General features: G+C 65.9%; 18 protein-coding genes. All 18 read right to left on the bottom strand.

The features are described 5' to 3' along the window. Positions 1 to 60: 60 nt before the first annotated feature. The 18 genes from ACTWJ5_RS08430 to serC all read right to left on the bottom strand — a co-directional run bounded on the left by ACTWJ5_RS08430 (position 61) and on the right by serC (position 20296). A complete protein-coding gene (locus ACTWJ5_RS08430; protein WP_256514678.1) occupies positions 61 to 1704 on the bottom strand; it encodes a hypothetical protein in 1644 nt (547 codons plus the stop codon). An 873-nt stretch (positions 1705 to 2577) separates the two neighbouring features. Next, positions 2578 to 4890 (bottom strand): secretin N-terminal domain-containing protein, encoded by a 2313-nt coding sequence (locus ACTWJ5_RS08425; RefSeq protein ID WP_444438148.1) that lies wholly within the window; start codon positions 4888 to 4890, stop codon positions 2578 to 2580. Continuing rightward, positions 4874 to 5362: a hypothetical protein gene (locus ACTWJ5_RS08420; RefSeq protein ID WP_256514676.1), complete on the bottom strand. Its 489-nt coding sequence runs from the start codon at positions 5360 to 5362 to the stop codon at positions 4874 to 4876. The genes ACTWJ5_RS08425 and ACTWJ5_RS08420 overlap by 17 nt, the downstream gene beginning before the upstream one ends. 193 nt (positions 5363 to 5555) lie before the next feature. Continuing rightward, entirely contained in the window at positions 5556 to 6149 is a 594-nt protein-coding gene (locus ACTWJ5_RS08415; RefSeq protein ID WP_253408653.1) for a hypothetical protein, read from the bottom strand. Next, positions 6150 to 7112 (bottom strand): hypothetical protein, encoded by a 963-nt coding sequence (locus ACTWJ5_RS08410; protein ID WP_253408655.1) that lies wholly within the window; start codon positions 7110 to 7112, stop codon positions 6150 to 6152. Between the two features lie 55 nt (positions 7113 to 7167). Beyond that, positions 7168 to 8157 (bottom strand): hypothetical protein, encoded by a 990-nt coding sequence (locus tag ACTWJ5_RS08405; RefSeq protein WP_074976209.1) that lies wholly within the window; start codon positions 8155 to 8157, stop codon positions 7168 to 7170. Further along, positions 8147 to 8749 (bottom strand): prepilin-type N-terminal cleavage/methylation domain-containing protein, encoded by a 603-nt coding sequence (locus ACTWJ5_RS08400; RefSeq protein ID WP_444438145.1) that lies wholly within the window; start codon positions 8747 to 8749, stop codon positions 8147 to 8149. Before ACTWJ5_RS08400 ends, ACTWJ5_RS08405 begins: the two co-directional genes overlap by 11 nt. Next, on the bottom strand, positions 8746 to 9177 hold the full coding sequence (locus ACTWJ5_RS08395) for a PulJ/GspJ family protein (RefSeq protein WP_444438143.1): 432 nt from the start codon (positions 9175 to 9177) through the stop codon (positions 8746 to 8748). The genes ACTWJ5_RS08400 and ACTWJ5_RS08395 overlap by 4 nt, the downstream gene beginning before the upstream one ends. Next, on the bottom strand, positions 9174 to 9587 hold the full coding sequence (locus ACTWJ5_RS08390; RefSeq protein ID WP_116425690.1) for a prepilin-type N-terminal cleavage/methylation domain-containing protein: 414 nt from the start codon (positions 9585 to 9587) through the stop codon (positions 9174 to 9176). Before ACTWJ5_RS08390 ends, ACTWJ5_RS08395 begins: the two co-directional genes overlap by 4 nt. Beyond that, positions 9556 to 9951 carry a type II secretion system major pseudopilin GspG gene (gene gspG, locus ACTWJ5_RS08385; protein ID WP_058489739.1) on the bottom strand — a complete coding sequence of 132 codons (396 nt, stop codon included), beginning with the start codon at positions 9949 to 9951 and terminating at the stop codon, positions 9556 to 9558. Before gspG ends, ACTWJ5_RS08390 begins: the two co-directional genes overlap by 32 nt. Positions 9952 to 10055: 104 nt before the next feature. Beyond that, on the bottom strand, positions 10056 to 11246 hold the full coding sequence (locus ACTWJ5_RS08380) for a type II secretion system F family protein (protein ID WP_444438141.1): 1191 nt from the start codon (positions 11244 to 11246) through the stop codon (positions 10056 to 10058). Positions 11247 to 11250: 4 nt separating this feature from the next. Continuing rightward, entirely contained in the window at positions 11251 to 12987 is a 1737-nt protein-coding gene (locus ACTWJ5_RS08375) for a GspE/PulE family protein (RefSeq protein ID WP_444438139.1), read from the bottom strand. Next, positions 12977 to 13789: an ABC transporter permease gene (locus ACTWJ5_RS08370; RefSeq protein ID WP_444438137.1), complete on the bottom strand. Its 813-nt coding sequence runs from the start codon at positions 13787 to 13789 to the stop codon at positions 12977 to 12979. Before ACTWJ5_RS08370 ends, ACTWJ5_RS08375 begins: the two co-directional genes overlap by 11 nt. 183 nt (positions 13790 to 13972) lie before the next feature. After that, entirely contained in the window at positions 13973 to 14677 is a 705-nt protein-coding gene (cmk, locus tag ACTWJ5_RS08365; RefSeq protein WP_444438135.1) for a (d)CMP kinase, read from the bottom strand. After that, positions 14677 to 16902 (bottom strand): bifunctional prephenate dehydrogenase/3-phosphoshikimate 1-carboxyvinyltransferase, encoded by a 2226-nt coding sequence (locus ACTWJ5_RS08360; protein WP_444438133.1) that lies wholly within the window; start codon positions 16900 to 16902, stop codon positions 14677 to 14679. Before ACTWJ5_RS08360 ends, cmk begins: the two co-directional genes overlap by 1 nt. After that, on the bottom strand, positions 16895 to 18007 hold the full coding sequence (gene hisC, locus ACTWJ5_RS08355) for a histidinol-phosphate transaminase (protein ID WP_444438131.1): 1113 nt from the start codon (positions 18005 to 18007) through the stop codon (positions 16895 to 16897). The genes ACTWJ5_RS08360 and hisC overlap by 8 nt, the downstream gene beginning before the upstream one ends. A 106-nt stretch (positions 18008 to 18113) precedes the next feature. Continuing rightward, complete coding sequence (pheA, locus tag ACTWJ5_RS08350) at positions 18114 to 19211, bottom strand: prephenate dehydratase (RefSeq protein ID WP_061560995.1); 1098 nt, start codon at positions 19209 to 19211, stop codon at positions 18114 to 18116. Beyond that, complete coding sequence (gene serC / locus ACTWJ5_RS08345; RefSeq protein ID WP_261746734.1) at positions 19211 to 20296, bottom strand: 3-phosphoserine/phosphohydroxythreonine transaminase; 1086 nt, start codon at positions 20294 to 20296, stop codon at positions 19211 to 19213. Before serC ends, pheA begins: the two co-directional genes overlap by 1 nt. Between the last annotated feature and the right edge of the window lie 14 nt (positions 20297 to 20310).

Raw genomic sequence — 20310 nt, 5'->3', positions numbered from 1 at the left:
AGCAAAAGTGAAGAGGCGGTTCACACCGCCTCTCCACAACCTCATGGCCTGGGCCAGAGATCAGTTGCGGTTGTTGCCACCGCGATGGTTGACAGTGGAGGACGGACCGGAGTCGCCATTGAAGTTGCCCTGGGTGGTGGAGGTCATGTTCACCAGGGTGCCGTTCGGCGTACGGATCAGACCGAGCGCCTCACAGGTGGGGAACTCGCCTTCCAGCACCAGGCGGGCACGGCCACCTACACCGTTCCAGTCGGCACCGTTGACACCGAAGGCGGAAGCGACCTGATCCACGCTGTAAACACCGGTTTCGTGGGCCTGGAGAGCCTCCTTGCCGCTCTGGTCGACGATATAGGCGCTGCCGACTTCCGGATAACGCTTGCCGTTCTGGTCGAACAGCACGCCGCGGACCTTGCCGGCACGACCGCTGTCGCTGGTATTGGTCAGACGGATGAAGAACGCATCGGCGTTGTTGGCGGCCGGCAGGTTGAACAGGCTGGCAACGCAGCTGCTCTTCCAGAAGTGGTCGATCTCACCACCATTGATCACCCGGTCGACATAACGGACGTTACCGAAGTCGATGCTCAGCGGACCTACGACGAAGCTCTGCTGGGCGACCATGGGGTCGGCGCCACTGGACTTCACACAGATGTTGTAGGTCTGGTTGACGTCGCCATTCACCAGCTCCAGCGGCAGCTTGGTCGTGCCATTGGACCCCGGATTGGGCTTGAGGGCCTCACCGGTCCAGGAGTGAGCGATCTGGTCGGCGGCGGCAGTGCCGTTGGCGTAGGCCTGGCAGTTGGCGATGGTCAGAGCCACGGACTCGATGCCGCTGAAGTTGCCGCTGATGTAGCTGTGCAGCTTGTCACTGCCGTTGAAGCCGAACACGTTGCGACCGTCTTCGTTGAGCACATCCTGGTTGACGCCAAGGCGCACGCTGCCCAGACGGGCGTAGTTGGTGCCGTAGTTGTTCGGATCGGTCACTTCCGGCTGCACGGAAACGGAAGTGTCGAAGCTCTTGTCCTGGTTGGCCAGGTCCAGCGAGTGGAGAACCTGGTACTGTCCCCAGACGTTGGTATTAAGGACATCCCAATAGACTGCCGGCAGGGAGGTGAATACCATCAGCGGCGGAGCGGAGTCGTTGTTCTTTGCGTCGCCGCCGTTCGGGCCGGTGGTGGTATCCAGCTGTGCGGAAACGGTCACGTTGAAACGGCGCTCGTTCAGCGGGTCGTCCAGCATGCTGACGTTGGACTGGCTCAGGAAGGTTGTATCACCTTGCAGGGCGGCGCGCAGGCGATCGATCCGCCCCGGTTGCAGGCCGGCGGTGCTGTTGGTGCGGAAGTTGAAGTGAACGATGGAGTTATCAGCTGCCGCCTTCTTGATTTCCTCGGCACCGGTGGTGTCCAGTGTCAGGCTCAGGGTGTTGACGCCGGTGCCGCTGGTGATGGTGAAACCTTCGCCGGCGGCCAACGTACCGATCTGGATCTGGTTGGGGCTGATCGTGTTGGCGAACTGCGCCACGGTACGATCCAGGGTCAGCTTGATGGTGTGGCCGGGTGCAACGTTGACGGCCTTGACCAGGTCGATGGCGTACTTGAGGTCGGGAAGGTCGAACTGGGTGGTTTCGGAGAGGTTGCCGAAGACTTCCTGGGCGATGGTGATGTTGGCGGCGCGGCTGGTGTAGTTCGCCCCAGTCTCGATACTCACACCCGCCTTGTAGTTCGACTGGCCCGGAGCATATTGATCTTCGGCCCCCGGAGAGTTCTGAAGAACTGTCCCGTTGGAACTCTCACCAACAACGATGCTGACCACGCCGGCATTGGCCGCGCCCGCGAACATGGCAGAGACAATAGCCGCGCTCAGCAGTGTTCTTTTCAACATTTTTCAAGCTCCTAACTTTTTCTAGTATTTCCATCCAGCCGAACGACTGGGTTGCCGACGGCAAATTACATACGGGCCATATATACCCAAAGTGGAAAGGCCATATCGGGCTCCACTCCAGGAACGGTTCGCCGCTCCCTGGCCAGCCGCTCCGGGCCAGTCAGAACTGGGGAAACTGCCTATAGCCATATGACTTACTTCGCACCATCCCACTACTTACAGCCATATCTGACTGAATATTGGAACAGCGCAAGCCAACACAAAATTCAGCATCAGCTTCAGGCAGCGTTATATATTCGGAACTTCCTCAAAACAACGGGCCACACCCCGCAAACCCCCAAATAGCAAAAATATGGAAAATACCTACAGGGCAAGAAATTAAAACCCTAAGAAAATTCGAAAATTTATATTCAGCAATTTCAACAATCCTCTCCGCCAACCGAAACAGCGCCGAAGTTGCAACCATTGTGCGATGCAATGGAAGCAGCCCTTTCCCCACGCTGTAGGAAGAGGGTTATGGAAGAAGGACGAGGCCAATTGGCGGTGGGGGGTGAGAATGCGATGCGGGGTCTGCAGCCCGAATCGAAGCATCGCGGCAAAAGGGGCCCCGCCCCTGCGGAGTCCCCTCGGAATGCCAAATGAGAGGGAGGGCAAGCGCTCGTGGATGACCAGCTCTGCCCGTCCGAAGATGCCGCCTGGCTACAGGCGGCGGCATTCAGCCAAGGACTTCTCGCAACCGAGCGCCGGCTCAATCATCCGACGAAGTTTCTCAGTGACCTCTCTGGCCTCTTCCGCTCCGTCGATGACGTAAGGCTGGATAAGCATCACCACCTCATCCTTGGAGGTGTTCCGGGTCTGTTTGCCGAACAGATATCCCAGAACCGGCAGGTTCTTGAGCCAAGGGACGCCATCATTACTGTCCGCCTCGTTCTCGTTGATCAACCCCCCCATGAAAATGGAGCCGCCACTCTGCAGGGTCAGCGAAGTTTCCAACGAGGTACGCTTGATCGGGGGAGAAGAAATATCGCCACCTTCGCTACCAGAAGACCCAGTTCCACCGCCATCGCTGACTTCCTGGCTGACAGTCAGGTCCACCCGGTTGTTCGAATAGACGACAGGAGAGACGTTGAGGATGACGCCGGTCGAACGATAAGAGATGGACTGCAGGAGGTTGGAGTTCCCGCCGGTATTGCTGCCGTCGGTTTGCCGCCCGGTTACGACCGGAATGTCGGTACCGACATTGATGTTGGCCTGTTCTCCGCTTTTCACCAGAATCCGTGGGGTGGCGAGGATCCGAGTCCGCTTGTCACTTGCCAGCGCGGTCAGTGTCGCCTTCGTGCCACCGGCCGTATTGATCAGGTATTTGAAGCCCTCTTTCCCTGCAGATATTTCACGAGAGAACTTGGAGCCGGAATTCGCCGCCCCACTCAGCAAGGACCATTCCAGGCCCGCCTCTTGGTTGTCGCTCAGCGTCACACTGGCGACAGTCACCTCGATCAACACCTGGCGCGCCGGCTTGTCCAGTTGCCGCAGCAGCGTCTGCATCTGCTGCCAGACCCTGGCCGGGCCTCGGAACAGGATGGCGTTGCGGTTCTCGTCCTCGACGATGGTGCCGCTGCCCGACACACCAGCCGCCAGGCTATCCATCAGGCTGCTACTGCCGCCCGACAACAAGGCCTGAGCCCCGGCAAGGCGGACAAGCGGAGCGACACCGGACTGGCCGCCCCCCATGTCGCCGCTGCCACGTCCCGACGCCGAGCGTGACAGTACGGCATTGTTGCCAGAGGCCGCTGCGGCCCGGCTCGAAGCGCTGCTGCCCAAGCCCGGCGTCAACCCGTAGGCACCACTGCCCGCCGGACCGGAAACCAGCGCCCGCAGCGAGCGAGCCACTTCGGTGGCGCGGGTGTTACGCACTTCGTAGAAGAACAATCCCTCGCTTTCCGCCCCAGCCCCGGCGGAATCCACCGCGCTGGCCAGGGGGACGCGATCCACCTGTCCGGCCCAGTCTCGGGCCAGGTCCAGCAGCGAACGCTGGCTGGAGAACACGATCAGGCCATTGGAGCTTTCCAGCGGCACCAGCACGACGCTGCCGGAGGCCTCACCGATGCCAACGCTGTAACCCTGGGCCTCGAGCAGAGTCTTCAGTTGTTTGGCCATCTCCGCAGAGGTGATGAATGCCGGGTCGATGCGCAAGCTGTGCTGCCCCCGCATGAACGGCTGGTCGAGCAGCCGCACGGCCTGCACCGCCTGCTTGACCAGGGATGCCATCCCCTTGAGCATCAGGCCGCCGCGCGGATTGTCCGCAGAGGCCGACAGCCCGGATTTGTCGTATGCATTGTTCAACCAGGGAATCACGTCCTTGGGATCGACGTTGTGCAAGGGTATGAACTGGAACACGGGCCGGTAGGCGTTGGGCACATCGGGAAGCGCTTCGCCGCTGACGAGGATCGGCGGCTCCTCGGGGCTCAGGCCGATCTGCTTGACCTGGAAGCGCAGGATGCCACCCTGCTTGACGATCTCTACGCCGTAATTGGCCATGACCTGCGAGGCGATGTCATAGACCGTCTGCCGGGTCTGCGCCTGCTCCAAGCGCAGGGTGACCCGGTCGTTGCGTTTCTTCAGGTTGTCGTCGATCTCGAACGACAACGCCAGCAGGTTGCCAAAGACTTCGTTGATGAAGCCCGGCAGGGCGACGTCTTCGACGCTCACCTGCAGGTCGGCGTTCTTGTCATCGAGCACCAGGCGATCAGCCTTGTCCACCAGCCCACCCACAGGCCCGGCGGGAGGTGCTGGCGTCAGGCTCACCTGCGGCCCCGCCGATTGCTGCGGGCGCTGCACCGTTCCCTCGGCCCCCTCCTGCGGCATGTTCTCCTCCATGGCCTGGCGCGGCTCCAGCAAGGGCGCGGGCAATTGCAACTGCGTCTTACCACAGCCCCCCAGCAGTCCCAGACAGATCGCGAGCAACAGCGGGTGCGGGGGAAAGGCCGCAAGGGCGTTATTCGAGGGGGGCATAGAGTTTCCTTTCAAAGTCCTGTGTTGCGCCATCCTCGGACAGCGAGAAACGAATGCCCTGCCCTGCGATCCGTTCGAGGCGTTCGCCTCCCGGTAGCTGGTCGCCCGGGGCATAGCGCAACAGCGGCGCGGCGGCATCCTTGGCGATCAGGGCGAAACGCTGTCCACCCTCGGCGACCACACCGCGAAACAGCCATTGGACCTTGACCCGGGCCACGCCCTGCTCGTCCAGGCTGATGCGCGCCGAGTGTGCTTTCTCGGCCTCCTCCCTGGCGCTCCCCCACCAGGACATGCCAGCAATCTGCGCCGGGATGCTGGCATTGCGAGAGACAGGCCGGACCTCCGGTAGCCGCCACTGCGCAGTCTCAGCCGGAGCCTCGGGTATGGCTGCCTGTGGCTGCCAGAGCAGCGCCAGCAGGACGCCGCCGGCAAGCGCCGCCCAGGCCAATCGGAAGGGAAAGGAGGAAGTCATAGGAAACCGATGAATCGATACCGCTAGGGAAAGGTGCATTCGAAGCAAGTTGAAGGCGGGATTCTGTCATTACAGAAATGCTGCCTTTGCCGCTTTCCATGAAGGAAGTTTCCCAACCTGGGACTGCGAACGATCGGCAGCACCTGAATGGCCTGAATGTCCTTCCGAATCAGGGCCTTCCGCGCTCATCCGCTCAAGGGGGCGTTGCGTTCGGACGAAAATGGAAGGTGAGTTGCAGGTTCACCGACGGCGAGCCGCGGTCGTTCAACTCGAGGGCGTCGATGCTCACCCAGTGCTCCGCCGTTTCCAGCGCATGCAACAGGTGGCCGAAACTCTTCGGCTCGAAGCGTCCGCGCACTTGTGCCTGGACCCTGGCACCGATGCCTTCCTTGTCGAAGTCCAGAGGTGGCAACACCGAGATGCGTGCATCCTGCAAGCCGCTCTGTCTGGCCTGTGCATCCAGCCAGGCCTGCACATCGGCCCTGGCCAACGAGGGGTTCTGCGCCTGCCACAAACGCATGCGCAATGCGCTACGTACGTCTTCCGCCTGGACGGCACGGTCCGGCCAGTGTTCCTGGGCGGCCAGCGCGCGCATCTGCGCCAGGCGCCTGGCCGATTCCTCGAACGCCTGACTGCGGGCGTCGCGCCAGTCGCTGCCCAGCAACAGCAGATGCACGACCAGCAGCGCCAGGATCATCCATCCCGCCAGGCGCAGGCGGGGCTGTTCCCGCCACTGCTCGCGCAGCCGGGACCAGTGAGGCAAAACCTCTTGCAATCGAGCGTCCATCTATTCCCCCTGCCGAATGTTCATGGCCAGTTGCAGGCCATCGCCCCTGGGCGAGGGTTCGACCCGGACATCCTGGAACCTGCCGCCCTCCTGCAGCCGCTGGACGAAGAACCGCGGATCCGCGCGATTGCTCTGGATGAGTAGTTCCAGCGTGTGTTCCCGGAAACGCCAACTCAGCAGGCGGCTATCCTCCGGCAGCAGCCCCGCCACGGTGCCCAGCAGTTCGACCTGCGAGGGTGCATCCCGCAAGCGCAGCAGAGCCTGGATTTCGCTCTCGGCCTGCATGGCCCGAGTACGTGCCGCCAGCACCGGCTCGACCTGCTGGGCCAGCGCGACCTGCTGCCCCGCCAGGCCGCGCTCGGCCCACCACCATTGCGCCCCCTGCGTCAGGTTGAAAGCGCTGCCCGCCAGCAGGGTGGCCGCCAGGCCATAGGGCAACCAGCGCTCCCAGTCCCGTCCTACCAGACTGGCGCCGGAGGCCCAGGGACGCTCGAGGCAGGCCGGCACCTCTTCTTCCAGCCGCTCGGGCAGGCGTACGCCGGGAACCCCTCGCACTGCCTGCCAGGCCATCGCGGACAGCGGCAGGCCATCCTGGAAGACGCTCGCCCGCAGCACGCCGGCCCGCCAGACCTGCAGGTCCACACCGTCCTGGACGCTCACCAGGCGAACACTTGGCTCCGGCGTCGTCGCCGGCGGAGCCTGCAGCAGGGTTTCCGGCAGGCAGAGGCAGCCGGACGCAGCCTGTTGCGCTTCGGCGAGCCGCTGGCGCTGCTGTTCGTCCCAGAGCCACAGCTGCACCCAGCCGTCGCGCCAGACCGCGTAGTGCCCCGGCAAGCGGAACGGAGACAGGCCGGCGAGCTTCAGGGCAAGGGCCTGGGCCCTCCCGCTGGCCGGCACATGGGACAGGTCCAGGCAGCGGTACAGGCATTGCGAACGCTCGATGACCCATTGCGTGCGGAGCATCCGCCCCAGACCATGGGGCTGGCGCCGCCACTCCAGGCAGGGCGAGCCATCCGCGTCATGGGCTTGCCACAAGCGGGGCGGAAAGCAGTCCAGGCGCCTCATGATGGATGGGCGCTGTGTCGGTGATGGGGACATTGCGCGGCAGGGACCTCCGTTGCAGAAATTGCCAGGGCGACCCTTGCAGGTCGTCGCTCTCGAATCGCAGTTGGTATTCGTAACGCGCCACGGCGTCCGCGGGGCGCAGGCGGATGAACAGGGTGGCACTGGCCAGGCGCGACCAGTTCTCCGCGGGTAATTGCTGCAGGTACATGCCCAACACGCCCTCGAGGTCGCCCACGCCCCGCAACGGCCGCTCATGGCGCGCCGCGAGCAACAGCGCCAGGCTGTCCTCCGGCAGCCGCCAGGCCAGGCGCAGGAGCTGGCCGCTGGCGGTGTTCACGTTCAGGGACGGCTCGCCGACCGTGACCAGTTCCTCCCAGCCGGCAGCCCGCAACGCGGCCTCCCAGGGGCGCCAGCTGTCGAGGACGAAGACTTCCTGCGGGGCATGCAGGCTGCGCAGCACGGCGCTACCCGGTGGGCCACGCAAATGGCCGGCAAGCTCCGCCAGCATTGGCGCTATCCTCTCCGGCGCTATCCCCAGCCCTTCCAGCAACGAGGCCAAGGCCGCCGGCGGGGCCTGTTCCAGGCCAAGACGCGATGCGCGGTCGACGAAGGCGAAGCACCAGCCGTTGGCCAGGCAGTATTCGCGGCCATCCAGGGCCAGCTCGGCCCCTACCGGCAGGACCGACATATCCATGTCGGCAAGGCTCGGAGCCGGGCTGTCGGGTGTGGTCAATCCGGCCAGGGTCAAGCGCTGGGTCGATGCCAGCCAGGTCAGCCGGCTGAGCATGGAGCGTTCCGTCATGTCGCGCAGCAACCCCTGACGCTCCTTTTCGATACCGTCCAGCGAGCGTTCGATCCAGGTCACGGCCGAGGCCACCACCAAGGTCATGATGGCGAGAAACCAGATGACGCCGACCAGCACGAAGCCACGCTCAGTCCGCATCCGCATTCACCCGTCGAAGCGGCGTCGCGACCCTGGCCAGGCGGAACAGGCGCTCCGCGGGCGCGTTCAACGCCACCGCCGCGGGAAGGCTGTCGGCCAGCACCGGCAAGGGCGGCCAGTTGTCATGCCAAGCTCCCTGCTCGTCGCGATAAAGGAAATGCGCCGGCCCCTGCAGTTCCAGCAGTGGCCAGCGGCTGGCCTGCAACCGGCGCACGTAGATCATCGCGGTCCGCTCCCGGCCCGGCTCGCCAAGCCGTTCCAGGCGAAAGGCAAAGGGCACCGGGACGCCTTCGATACGTTCGGCGCTGGCCAGGGAGACGGCTTCGAAGCTGAGCGGATCGCCGCGGAAACGGGCCGGCGCATCTCCCCTGGCCGGCGCAGCCAGCTGCGCTATCGCGTCGTCGAACCAGCCGAAGGCCAACACGCGTAGTTGCCGCGACTCGCCCTGGCGCAGAAAGCTGTCGTTGGCCCGCGAGACATAGTCCATACCCTGCATCAGCAGGGTGGTGACCATCGCCGCCAGCAACAGGACCACGATGAGCTCCAGCAGGGTGAAGCCCCGCTCCCGTCCTCCCGGAATGCGTCGGCTCATGGCGCGGCCCCTCCGTCCGGCAGGCGGGCCATCCGGTACCCCGCCAGTTCCAGGCTCAAGGGCAGCGGCGGTAGGTCCTCGCCGAACAGTGTCGCCTGGACGCGATACAGGGCGCTGTCGAAGGGACCCGGGTGGCCGCTGTAGCGGCTGACGACGGGGCGCGGAGCGGCGAGAAGCCGGCTCTCCCAGTCCAGCCGGTAGCTTCCAAGGGCGGCGCTGCCGCTCGGCTGGAGCATCGGGTTGAGCCCCTCGAGAAACGCCAGGCCGGTGCGGGTCGCATCGATGCGGCGCTGAACCTCGTTCATTCGCTCCAGGCTGCGGAAGCCCGTCCCCAGCCAGGCCAGCAGCGCGCTGCCCACCACAGCCAGCAGCGTCAGGGCGACCACCGCTTCCAGCAGTGTGAAACCGGCTTGCCGCCCGCGCTTCACTGGACGAACTCCGGCAGGCATTGCGGCGGAACCAGTTGCAACTGCCGAGCGACATCCCCCTGCCGCAACTCCAGCGTCCCCCCCAGGCAGACGCCATTGGCCAGGTAGATGACGGGCGCGCTTGCGCTCAGCGTCCAGCCCTGGGGCAGCTTCAGCATCTGCGGCGGCTCGACGCCAGCCGGCCCGATGAGGGTCTGCCGGGCTTCCAGCCGGGCCCGGTAGCCCAGCGTCTGCAGCTGGTTGGCGATGTCCTGCAGGTCGACACGACGACGCCAGGCCTCCTGCATGTTCAGCAGGTTGGGCATGACGACGGCGCCCACCGCGGCGACCAGGGCCAGCACCACCAGCAGTTCGAGCAGGGTGAAACCGCCGCAGCGCTCATTGCCGGGGCAGGAAGCCGATGTCCGCATTCTCCCCTTCCCCGCCAGGCTGCCCGTCGGCGCCCAGGCTGTACAGCGAGAACGGCTGTTCAGCACTGGGCGCATTGCTGTAGACGTAGGCACGGTTCCAGGGATCCAGCGGCACCCCGCCGTCCAGATAGGGGCCTTTCCAGAAGGCCTTGATCCGCTCGTCCGCAGGCGCCGCGTTGAGCAGGGCCAGCCCCTCCTGTTCGCTGGGCAGGCGGCCGATGTCCAGGCGCATGGTCATCAGCGCGCCCTTGAGCATCTTCACCTGGGTATCCGCGGTCTGCACCTTGGCCTTGTCGGCCTGGCTGAACAGGCGCGGCCCGACCAGCCCCATGAGCAGCCCGATGATCACCAGCACCACGATCATTTCCAGCAGGGTGAAGCCGCGCTCGCGTCCCGGCGCCGGCACTTTCCTGTTCCCCTCCCGGGGTCCTCTTCCCTCATGCCCGTCGCGCATCCACTCCCCCTTTTTCAGAACACAATGTCGTTGGCGCTGGTGATGGCCAGCACCACACCGGTGATGATCACGCCGAACAGCGAGCCGATCAGCAGGATCGCCAGCGGCTCGATCAGCGCCAGGACCTTGCGCATCCGTGAGCGCCCCAGTCCCTCGTAGAGTTCGGCGAGGCTGTCGAGCATCTCGGCCAGGCGCCCGGACCTTTCGCCGACGCGCACCAGGTTGCCGCCCGTGGCGGTGATCGCCCTGCGCAGTTCCAATGCCTCGGACAGGGAAGTTCCGCCCCTGACGTCCTGGGTGACCCTTTCCAGCAGCTCGCGTTGCAGACCGATGCGCACGCCCGCGCTGGCCAGGCGCAGGGCCTCGACCAGCGCCACGCGGTTGCCCAGCAGGGTGCCGAGGACCTTGGCCCACTGGGCGATCTCCGCTTGCAACAGCCAGTCGCCGAGCAATGGCAAACGCAACAAGCCGTTGAGGAAGCGGCCGCGAACCTTCTCGCTCCTGGCCAACGGCAGCCCCAGGGCACCCAGCAGCAGGCCGGCGAGCAGCAACGGCAAGGCATTGGCCTTGCTCCAGACGCCGGCACTGAGCACTGCCCAGGCCAGCCAAGGCAGCTTGTCGGCGTGCTCCAGCAGGTTGGCGAACTTGGGCACGACGAAGACGAACATCACCATGACCGCCCCGATTCCGCTGAGCACCAGCACGCTCGGGTAGATCAGAGCGTTGCGCACTTCCTCGCGGGTGCGCCGCTCGTACTCCATCTGCGTCACGCAGTCCCGCAGCGCCGCCGCCAGGTTGCCGGTCATCTCGCCCGCCGCCACCAACTGGTAGGCGTAACGTGGCAGGGGCAAGCCGGCTTTCTCCAGCACCTGAGGGAAGGAACGCCCTTGGCGCAGACCTTCGCTCATGCTCTGCAGCGCCGCGCAGAGACGTGGATGGCTGCTCGAGCGCTCCTGGGCGGAGACTGCGTCGGCCAGGGCGACGCCCGCCGCCAGCAGGGTCGCCAGCTCGTGCAGCGCCATGTTCAGTTCTTCCGCGCGCAGGCGCCGGCGCCCGGGTTGCGGCGCACGCTGGCCCGCCTCCAGGCTCAGAGGCGTCAGGCCCTGTGCCTCCAGCTGGCGAAGCGCGTCGCTGTGAGAACCAGCATCGAGGTCACCGCTGCAACGCCGGCCTTGCCGGTCCACTGCCTGGTATTCGAAGCGCATGCCGTTAACCGCTGGTGACCCGATGTACCTCGTCCAGCGAGGTCAGGCCCAGCCAGGCCTTGATGAAGCCGTCTTCGCGCATGCTGCGGAAGCCCTGGCTGGCCGCCAGCCGGCGCATCTGTTCGACGGGAGCCTGTTGCAGGATGAGCGCCTGCAGTTCGGGGCCGACGTCCACCATCTCGTAGATTCCCAGCCGCCCGTGATAGCCCGTGCCCTGGCACTGCTCGCAGCCCTTCGCGCGGAGCCAGTTCGGTGCCTGCCCGGGGTAGAGGCGCTGGATCGCCGCGTCCAGCGCGGCCTTGTCCTCTGCCGCCAGGCCGGGCTCGCAGGGCTCCGCGCAATGCCGGCACAGAGTGCGCACCAGGCGCTGGGCCTGGACGCCGCGTACCGGCGAGGCGACCAGGAACGGCTCGATGCCCATGTCGATCAGGCGGGTGAAAGCGCTGAGCGAATCGTTGGTGTGCAGCGTGGAGAACACCAGGTGCCCGGTGAGGGACGACTGCACGGCGATCTCCGCCGTCTCCAGGTCGCGTATCTCGCCGATCATGATCACGTCCGGGTCCTGGCGCAGGATTGAGCGCAGGGCGGCGGCGAAGGTCAGGCCGATGTCGGCGTGGGCCTGGACCTGGGTGATGTTCGGCACCTGGTACTCGACCGGGTCCTCCACCGTGATGATCTTGCGGATGCCGTCGTTGATGGCCTCGAGCGTGCCGTAGAGGGTCGTCGACTTGCCGGAGCCGGTCGGGCCGGTGACCAGCACGATGCCGTGGGGCTCGGCGATCCAGGCGCGCATCAGTTCCAAGTGGTCCGCCAGCATTCCCAGGCGGTCCAGGCGCAGACCTTCGCGGGCCTTGGGCAGCAGGCGCATCACCACCGACTCGCCATGCACCCCGGGCAGCGTGGAAACGCGGACGTCCATATCCTGCCCGCCCACTCTGGTGCTCATCCGCCCGTCCTGGGGCAGGCGCCGTTCGGCGATGTCGATGGCGGAGATCAGCTTGATCCGCGAGACCACCGCGGCGAAGCGCTCCCGCGGCAGGCTCAGCTGCGATTGCAGGACGCCATCGATGCGGAAGCGGATATGGAAATTGAATTCGCGCGGCTCGATGTGGATGTCCGAAGCGCGTTTCTCCACCGCCTGGCTCATGACGTTGTTGACCAGTTCGACGATGGGCGCCTCCTCCGCCATTTCCCGCAGCTGGCGGATGTCATCGGAGGCGAAGCGCAGCCCCTCGCGGCTCTCCTGCTGCAGGCGCTCCTTGAGCAGCTCCAGCCAGGCGTCGAGATCCTGGGAACGGCACAGCACCGTGCGCAGAGGCTGTCCGGGATGGAAATAGCGCAGGACCTCCAGGACGAAGGACGCCATCGGGTCACGGGAAGCGACCAGCAGGCCGCCCTGGGCATCGTTCCAGACGACCACCTGTTCGGCGACGAACCATTCCACACCGATGGAGGTCGCTTCGAGGAAAGCCAGCAACTCGGCGTTGCCGGGGGACTCCAGGTCCACGCCCACCAAGGGCATGCGCAGTTGTTCGGCGAGCACTTCCAGCAGGGCCGCCTCCGAAACACCGCCCGAGCGCAGCAATAGCGCCCCAAGGCGCCCGCCGATCCTGGCCTGCAGTTCCAGCGCGCGCTCCAGCTCCTGGGCGTTGCACAGGCCGCGCTCGATGAGCATCTGCCCCAGCGGGCGGGCATCGGCAACGACCGCCGGCACGGTGTCGGCGAGCGGTTCAGAGGACATCGGCGAAACCGTCCTTCATACGCCGGAACCACAGCCAGCCCAGTACCGCCAACAGACAGGCGATGGCGGCATAACCCAGTTGGACGCCCATCGGCGGCATCGGCATGCCGAACAGGCAGGCCCTCACCGCTTCCACCGGAACGCTCAGCGGATTGAGCAACAGGTAGGGGCGCAAGGCTTCCGGCAAGGCGCTCACGGGGTAGAACACCGGACTGAGGAACAGCAGCAATACGAGAAGAAACTGGATGAACTGGCTGGTATCGCGGAAATAGGCGCCGAACACGGCGATGATCCAGCTGAGGCCGCACACGCACAGCACGAAGGGCAGCAGGACCAACGGCAGGTAGAGGATGCTCCAGCCCAGCGGTTGCCCGAGCCAGGGCATCAGCAGGAGCAGTACGAGAAAGCCGATGACGGCGTTCGACAGGGCGGACAGGGCCAGCGAAAGCGGCAGGAGTTCCAGCGGGAAGACCAGCTTCTTCACCTGGTTGCGGTGGTTGTGCATCACCGTGACCGCGCGGGACAGGCTGTCCGCCAGCATGCCGTGGAGCAACAGCCCGACGAAGAGCGTCAAGGCGAAGGAGGCCGTGCTTTGCTCCGCACCCCAGCGTGACTTGAGCACTTGGCCAAAGACGAAGGTATAGACCGCCAGCAGCAGGAACGGCGACAGCAGCAGCCACAACCGCCCGAGCAGGGCGCCCTGGTAGCGCGCCAGGATTTCCCGCCGGGTCAGTGCGAGCAACAACTGGACCCACGCGCCCTGCGAGGAATGCAGTGCGGCGGGGACGGGACTGTCGGACAAGGGGCCTCCACGCTATTCACGGCCCGCTCGGGTCGAGCGGGCGCTATTGAACAGCGCGGAAGTTTGGCAGCCTGGGCAAGACGTCTCTAGAAGAAACGTCCTCAGCATCAAGAGGAATCATCCTCAGAAACATCTTCAACCACATGGCGCCGAAATCTGCCGCAGCTGAAGGATTCCCAGGCCTCAGTCGGTCAGACCGAGCCTCTCGACTTCACCAAGAATGCTGTCCACCACCGCCTCGATGCTCATGCTGGTGGAATCCACCACGATGGCGCCTTCGGCTGGTTTCAGCGGGGCCACGCTGCGCTGGCTGTCGCGTTCGTCGCGGGCGCGGATTTCCTCGGTGAGCGCGGCCATGTCGCAGTCCACGCCCTTGCCCTTGAGTTGCAGGTAGCGGCGGCGGGCGCGCTCCTCGGCCGAGGCGGTGAGGAAGATCTTCAGCGGCGCGTCGGGGAACACCACGGTGCCCATGTCGCGGCCGTCGGCCACCAGGCCCGGGGCTTCGAGGAAGGCGCGCTGGCGTTGCAGCAGGGCGTCGCGCACCGCCGGCAGCGCGGCGACCTGGGAGGCGCCGGCGCCGACCTGTTCGGTGCGGATGGTGTCGGTGACGTCTTCGCCTTCGAGGATGATGTGCTGGCCCTCGCCGCCCTTGGCGTGGGTGAACTGCACGTCCAGGTGTGCGGCCAGGACCTTGAGGGCTTCCTCGTTGGTCAGGTCGATGCCGTGGTTGCCGGCGGCGAAGGCCAGCAGGCGGTACAGCGCGCCGGAGTCCAGCAGGTTCCAGCCCAGGCGCTTGGCCAGGATGCCGGCCACGGTGCCCTTGCCGGAGCCGCTGGGGCCGTCGATGGCGACCACCGGCCAGGCCGCGGAGAAGTCGGGAGCGGCCATCAGTTGCCCTCCTCCGCCACACGGATGCCTGCGCCCGCGGCCAGGCCGAGGAAGTTCGGGAAGGAGGTGGCGACGTTGGCGCAGTCGTGGATGCGGATCGGCGCCGAGGCGCGCAGCGAGGCCACGCTGAAGGACATGGCGATGCGGTGGTCGCCGTGGCTCCAGACTTCGCCGCCGCCATAGGCGCCGCCGTCGATGATGATGCCGTCCGGGGTCGGCTCGCATTTCACGCCCAGGGCCAGCAGGCCGTCGGCCATGACCTGGATGCGGTCGGACTCCTTCACCCGCAGCTCTTCGGCGCCGCGCAGCACGGTACGACCTTCTGCGTTGGCGGCGGCGACGAACAGCACGGGGAATTCGTCGATGGCCAGGGGCACCAGGTCCTCGGGGATGTCGATGCCTTTCAGCTTGGCCGAGCGCACGCGCAGGTCGGCCACCGGCTCGCCGCCCACTTCACGCTGGTTCTCCAGGGTGATGTCGGCGCCCATCAGCTTGAGGATGTCGATCACGCCGGTGCGGGTCGGGTTGATGCCGACGTGTTCGAGGACGATCTCCGAACCTTCGGCGATGCTCGCCGCGACCAGGAAGAAGGCCGCGGAGGAGATGTCCGCCGGGACTTCGATGTTGGTGGCGCTGAGCTTGTGGCCGCTTTCGACCTTGGCGGTGCTGCCTTCCACCTCCACCGGATAGCCGAAGCCGCGCAGCATGCGCTCGGTGTGGTCGCGGGTCGGCGCCGGCTCGGTCACCGAGGTTTCACCGGCGGCGTAGAGGCCGGCGAGCAGCAGGCAGGATTTCACCTGGGCGCTGGCCATGGGCATGTCGTAGTGCATGCCGGTCAGCTTCTGGCCGCCCTTGATGGTCAGTGGCGGGCGCCCTTCGGCGGCGGTCTCGATCACCGCGCCCATCTCGCGCAGCGGTTTGGCCACGCGGTTCATCGGACGCTTGGTCAGCGAGGCGTCGCCGGTCAGGGTGCTGTCGAACGGCTGCGCCGCCAGCAGGCCGCTGAGCAGGCGCATGGAGGTGCCGGAGTTGCCCAGGTAGATGGGGCCCGGCGCCGGCTTCAGGCCGTGCAGGCCGACGCCGTGGACGGTCACGCGGCCGTGGTGCGGGCCTTCGATGACCACGCCCATGTCGCGGAACGCCTGAATGGTGGCCAGGGCGTCCTCGCCCTCGAGGAAGCCTTCCACCTCGGTGGTGCCTTCGGCCAGGGAGCCGAGCATGATCGAGCGGTGGGAGATGGACTTGTCGCCCGGAACGCGTACGCGCCCGGACAGGCGGCCACCCGGCTGGGCCAGGTAAATCAGGTCGTTGTTGTGCATGGCGTCCACATAGGCCCGGCGGGCCAGGATTTTGCTGAAATGTTCACGGGCGACGCGGGCGCGGGTGAAGACGCCCATCAGTTGCTGCCCGTCCCCTGCATCGACGGCCTCGCGCAGAGCGTCGAGGTCGTCGCGGAAAACGTCGAGGATGCGCAGCACCGCCTTGCGGTTGGCAAGGAAGATGTCGTGCCACATCGTCGGGTCGCTGCCGGCGATCCGCGTGAAGTCGCGGAAGCCGCCGGCGGCATAACGGAAGATTTCCAGATTTTCGCTGCGCTTGGCCAGCGAGTCGACCAGCGTGAAGGCCAGCAGGTGCGGCAGGTGGCTGGTGGCCGCGAGCACTTCGTCGTGGTGCTCGACTTCCATCAGCTCGACGTCCGCGCCCAGCTCGCGCCACAGCGCCTCGATGCACCGGACCGCGTCCGCATCGGCATTATCCAGCGGCGTGAGGATGATTTTATGACGGCGGAACAGTTTGCCGTTGGCCGCTTCTACCCCGCTCTGCTCGGAGCCGGCGATGGGATGGCCGGGAACGAAGCGCGCCGGCATCTCGCCGAAGGCGGCCCTGGCCGCGCGCACCACGTTGCCCTTGGCGCTGCCAACGTCGGTGAGCACGGCATGGCCGAGGTCGAAGGTGGCCAGTTCCACCAGCACCTTCTCCATGGCCAGGATCGGCACGGCGAGCTGGATCACGTCGGCGTCGCGGCAGCCTTCGCGCAGGCTCTCCTCGCAACGGTCGACCACGCCCAGCTGCACCGCCAGGCGGCGCGTCTGCGGGTCGCGGTCGACGCCGACCACTTCTTCGAACAGGCCTTTCTCGCGCAGCCCCTTGGCGAAGGAGCCGCCGATCAGGCCCAGCCCCACCACCACCAGGCGGCGGAGCTTGCGTGGCGTCACCTCAGGCACGGGCGAGCACCTTGGCCAGCGCTTCGAGGAAACGTGCGTTCTCTTCCGGCAGGCCGATGGAGATGCGCAGGTGCTGCGGCATGCCGTAGCCGCCCACCGGACGGACGATCACGCCTTCCGCCAGCAGGGCCTGGTAGACCGGGCCAGCGTCGCGCTGCAGGTCGACGGCGAGGAAGTTGCCCTTGGACGGAATCCAGGCCAGGCCCAGGGCGCGCAGGCCGTCCTGCAGCTGCTGCATGCCGGCGTCGTTGATGCGCTTGCCTTCGGCCAGGTACTCGGCGTCGTCCAGCGCAGCGCAGGCGGCGGCCAGGGCCAGGCTGTTGACGTTGAACGGCTGGCGCACGCGGTTCAGCACGTCGGCGATCTGCGCCGAGGAGATAGCGTAGCCGACACGCAGCGAAGCCAGGCCGTAGGCCTTGGAGAAGGTGCGCGAGACCAGCAGGTTCGGGTAGCGGGCCAGGTAGGCCAGGCCGTCGGGCAGTTCGTCGCCCTCGGCGTACTCGATGTAGGCCTCGTCCAGCACCACCAGGACGTTTTCCGGCACGCGGGAGAGGAATTGCTCCAGCGCGTCCGGACCGAACCAGGTACCGGTGGGGTTGTTCGGGTTGGCGATGAAGACCACGCGGGTGTTGGCGTCGATGGCCGCCAGCATGGCTTCCAGGTCATGCCCCCAGTCTTTCGCCGGCACCGCCCTGCCCTCGGCGCCAACGGCCTGGGTGGAGATCGGGTAGACGGCGAAGGCGTACTGGCTGAACACGGCGTTCAGGCCCGGGGCCAGGTAGGCGCGGGCGACCAGGTCGAGGATGTCGTTGGAGCCGTTGCCGAGGGTCACCTCGGCGGTGGAAACGCCGCAGCGGGCAGCCAGCTTGCTCTTCAGCTCGAAGCCGTTGCCGTCGGGATAGCGGGTCATTTCCGCCAGTTCGCCGCGGATCGCTTCCAGCACCTTGGCGCTGGGGCCCCGCGGGTTCTCGTTGCTGGCCAGCTTGACGATCTTCGCCGGGTCCAGGCTCAGCTCGCGGGCCAGTTCGTCCACCGGCTTGCCCGGCACGTAGGGCGAGAGTTTCTGTACGCCCGGCTGGGCCAGGGCGAGGAAGTCGCAAGACATTTTTTCAGCTCCGCTGGAGCTGAAAGCCGAGAGCTGGAAGCTTGAAGCTGGAAGCGACCGCGCGACTCCAACTTCCAGCTTCGAGCTTCCGGCTTCCAGCCACTTGTTAGAGTACCGCTTTGGGATAGGAGCCCAGCACCTTCAGCGCCACGGCTTCGCTGTTGATCTTCTCCAGCACGTCCTTGATCAGCGGGTCCTTGTGGTGGCCGACGAAGTCGATGAAGAACACGTAGGTCCACTTGCCGCTGCGCGACGGGCGGGTCTCGATGCGCGTCAGGTCGATGCCGTTGGTGTGGAACGGCACCAGCAGCTCGTGCAGCGCGCCGGGCTTGTTGCGCATGGAGACGATGATCGAGGTCTTATCGTCGCCGGTCGGCGGCACTTCCTGGCTGCCGATGATGAGGAAGCGCGTGGAGTTGTCCGGGCGGTCCTCGATCTTCTCGTGCAGCTTGTCCAGGCCGTACAGGCTGGCCGCCATGTCGCCGGCGATGGCCGCGCTGTTCCACTCGCTCTTCACCCGCTTGGCGGCGTCGGCGTTGCTCGGCACCGCCACGCGCTCGACGTTCGGGTAGTGCGCGTCCAGCCACTTGCGGCACTGGGCCAGGGACTGGGCGTGGGAATAGATGCGGGTGATGCTGTCGGTCTTGGTGTTCTCGCCCACCAGCAGGTGGTGGTGGATGCGCAGCTCGACCTCGCCGCAGATCACCATGTCGTGTTCGAGGAAGCTGTCGAGGGTGTGGTTCACCGCGCCTTCGGTGGAGTTCTCCACCGGCACCACGCCGAAGTTCACCGCGCCGGCGGCCACTTCGCGGAACACTTCGTCGATGGCCGCCATCGGCGTGCTGATCACCGCATGGCCGAAGTGCTTGAGCGCCGCGGCCTGGGTGAAGGTGCCCTCGGGGCCGAGGTAGGCGACCTTGAGCGGCTGTTCCAGGGCCAGGCAGGAAGACATGATCTCGCGGAACAGCCGCGCCACTTCCTCGTTGCCCAGCGGGCCCTTGTTCAGCTCCATGATGTGCTTGAGCACCCAGGCCTCGCGCTCGGGCCGGTAGAACACCGGCTTCTCGCCCTCGGCCAGGGACTGCATCTTCACCCGCGCCACGTCGGTGGCGCAGCGGGCGCGTTCGCTGATCAGCTCGAGGATCTTCTCGTCGAGGCTGTCGATGCGTACGCGCAAAGCCTTGAGCTGGTCAGCGTCGCTCATCAGCCGTGCTCCTTCTCGAACTCGGCCATGTAGGCCACCAGGGCCTCGATGGCGTCCAGGCCCAGGGCGTTGTAGATGGAGGCGCGCATGCCGCCCACCGAGCGATGGCCCTTGAGGTTGAGCAGGCCGCGGGCGTCGGCGCCGGCGAGGAAGGCCTTGTCGAGCTTCTCGTCGGCCAGGCGGAACGGCACGTTCATCCAGGAACGGGCGCTGTGCTGGATCGGGTTGGTGTAGAAATCGCTGGCGTCGATGAAGGAGTACAGCAGGTCCTTCTTCGCGCGGTTGCGCTTCTCCATGGCCTCGACGCCGCCCTGCTCCTTCAGCCACTGGAAGACCAGGCCGGAGAGGTACCAGGAATAGGTGGCCGGGGTGTTGTACATGGAGCCATTGTCGGCGGCGACCTTGTAGTTGAGCATGGTCGGGCAGATGCTGCGGGCGCGGCCGAGCAGGTCTTCGCGGACGATGACCACCACCAGGCCGGACGGGCCGATGTTCTTCTGCGCGCCGGCGTAGATCAGGCCGAACTTCGACACGTCGACCGGGCGCGAGAGGATGTCCGAGGACATGTCCACCACCAGCGGCACGTCACCCACTTGCGGAATCCAGTCGAACTCCAGGCCGCCGATGGTCTCGTTGGACGCGTAGTGCAGGTAGGCTGCGTTCGGCGTCAGGTTCCACTCGTTCTGCCCGGGGATGGCGAAGTAGTCGTACTTGGATGCGCTGGCGACCACGTTGACGTTGCCGAAGCGGCGCGCTTCCTCGATGGCCTTCTTCGACCAGATGCCGGTTTCCACGTAGTCGGCCACGCCGTCTTCGGGCAGCAGGTTCAGCGGAATCTCGGCGAACTGCTGGCTGGCGCCGCCCTGGAGGAACAGCACCTTGTAGTTCGACGGCACGCCCATCAGGTCGCGCAGGTCCTGCTCGGCCTTCTCGGCGATGGCCACGTAGTCGTCGCTGCGGTGGCTCATCTCCATGACCGACAGGCCCTTGCCCTGCCAGTCGAGCAGCTCTTCGCGGGCGCGCTCCAGCACCTCGGTGGGAAGCGCAGCTGGACCTGCGCAGAAGTTATAGGCTCGCTTGCTCACATCCACTCTCGCTA

Source organism: Pseudomonas sp. A6, from assembly GCF_052367875.1.
GTDB classification, from domain to species: Bacteria; Pseudomonadota; Gammaproteobacteria; order Pseudomonadales; family Pseudomonadaceae; genus Pseudomonas; species Pseudomonas citronellolis.
The sequence above is the reverse complement of the archived record's forward strand: the minus strand, read 5'-3'. Positions and strand labels throughout refer to the sequence as shown.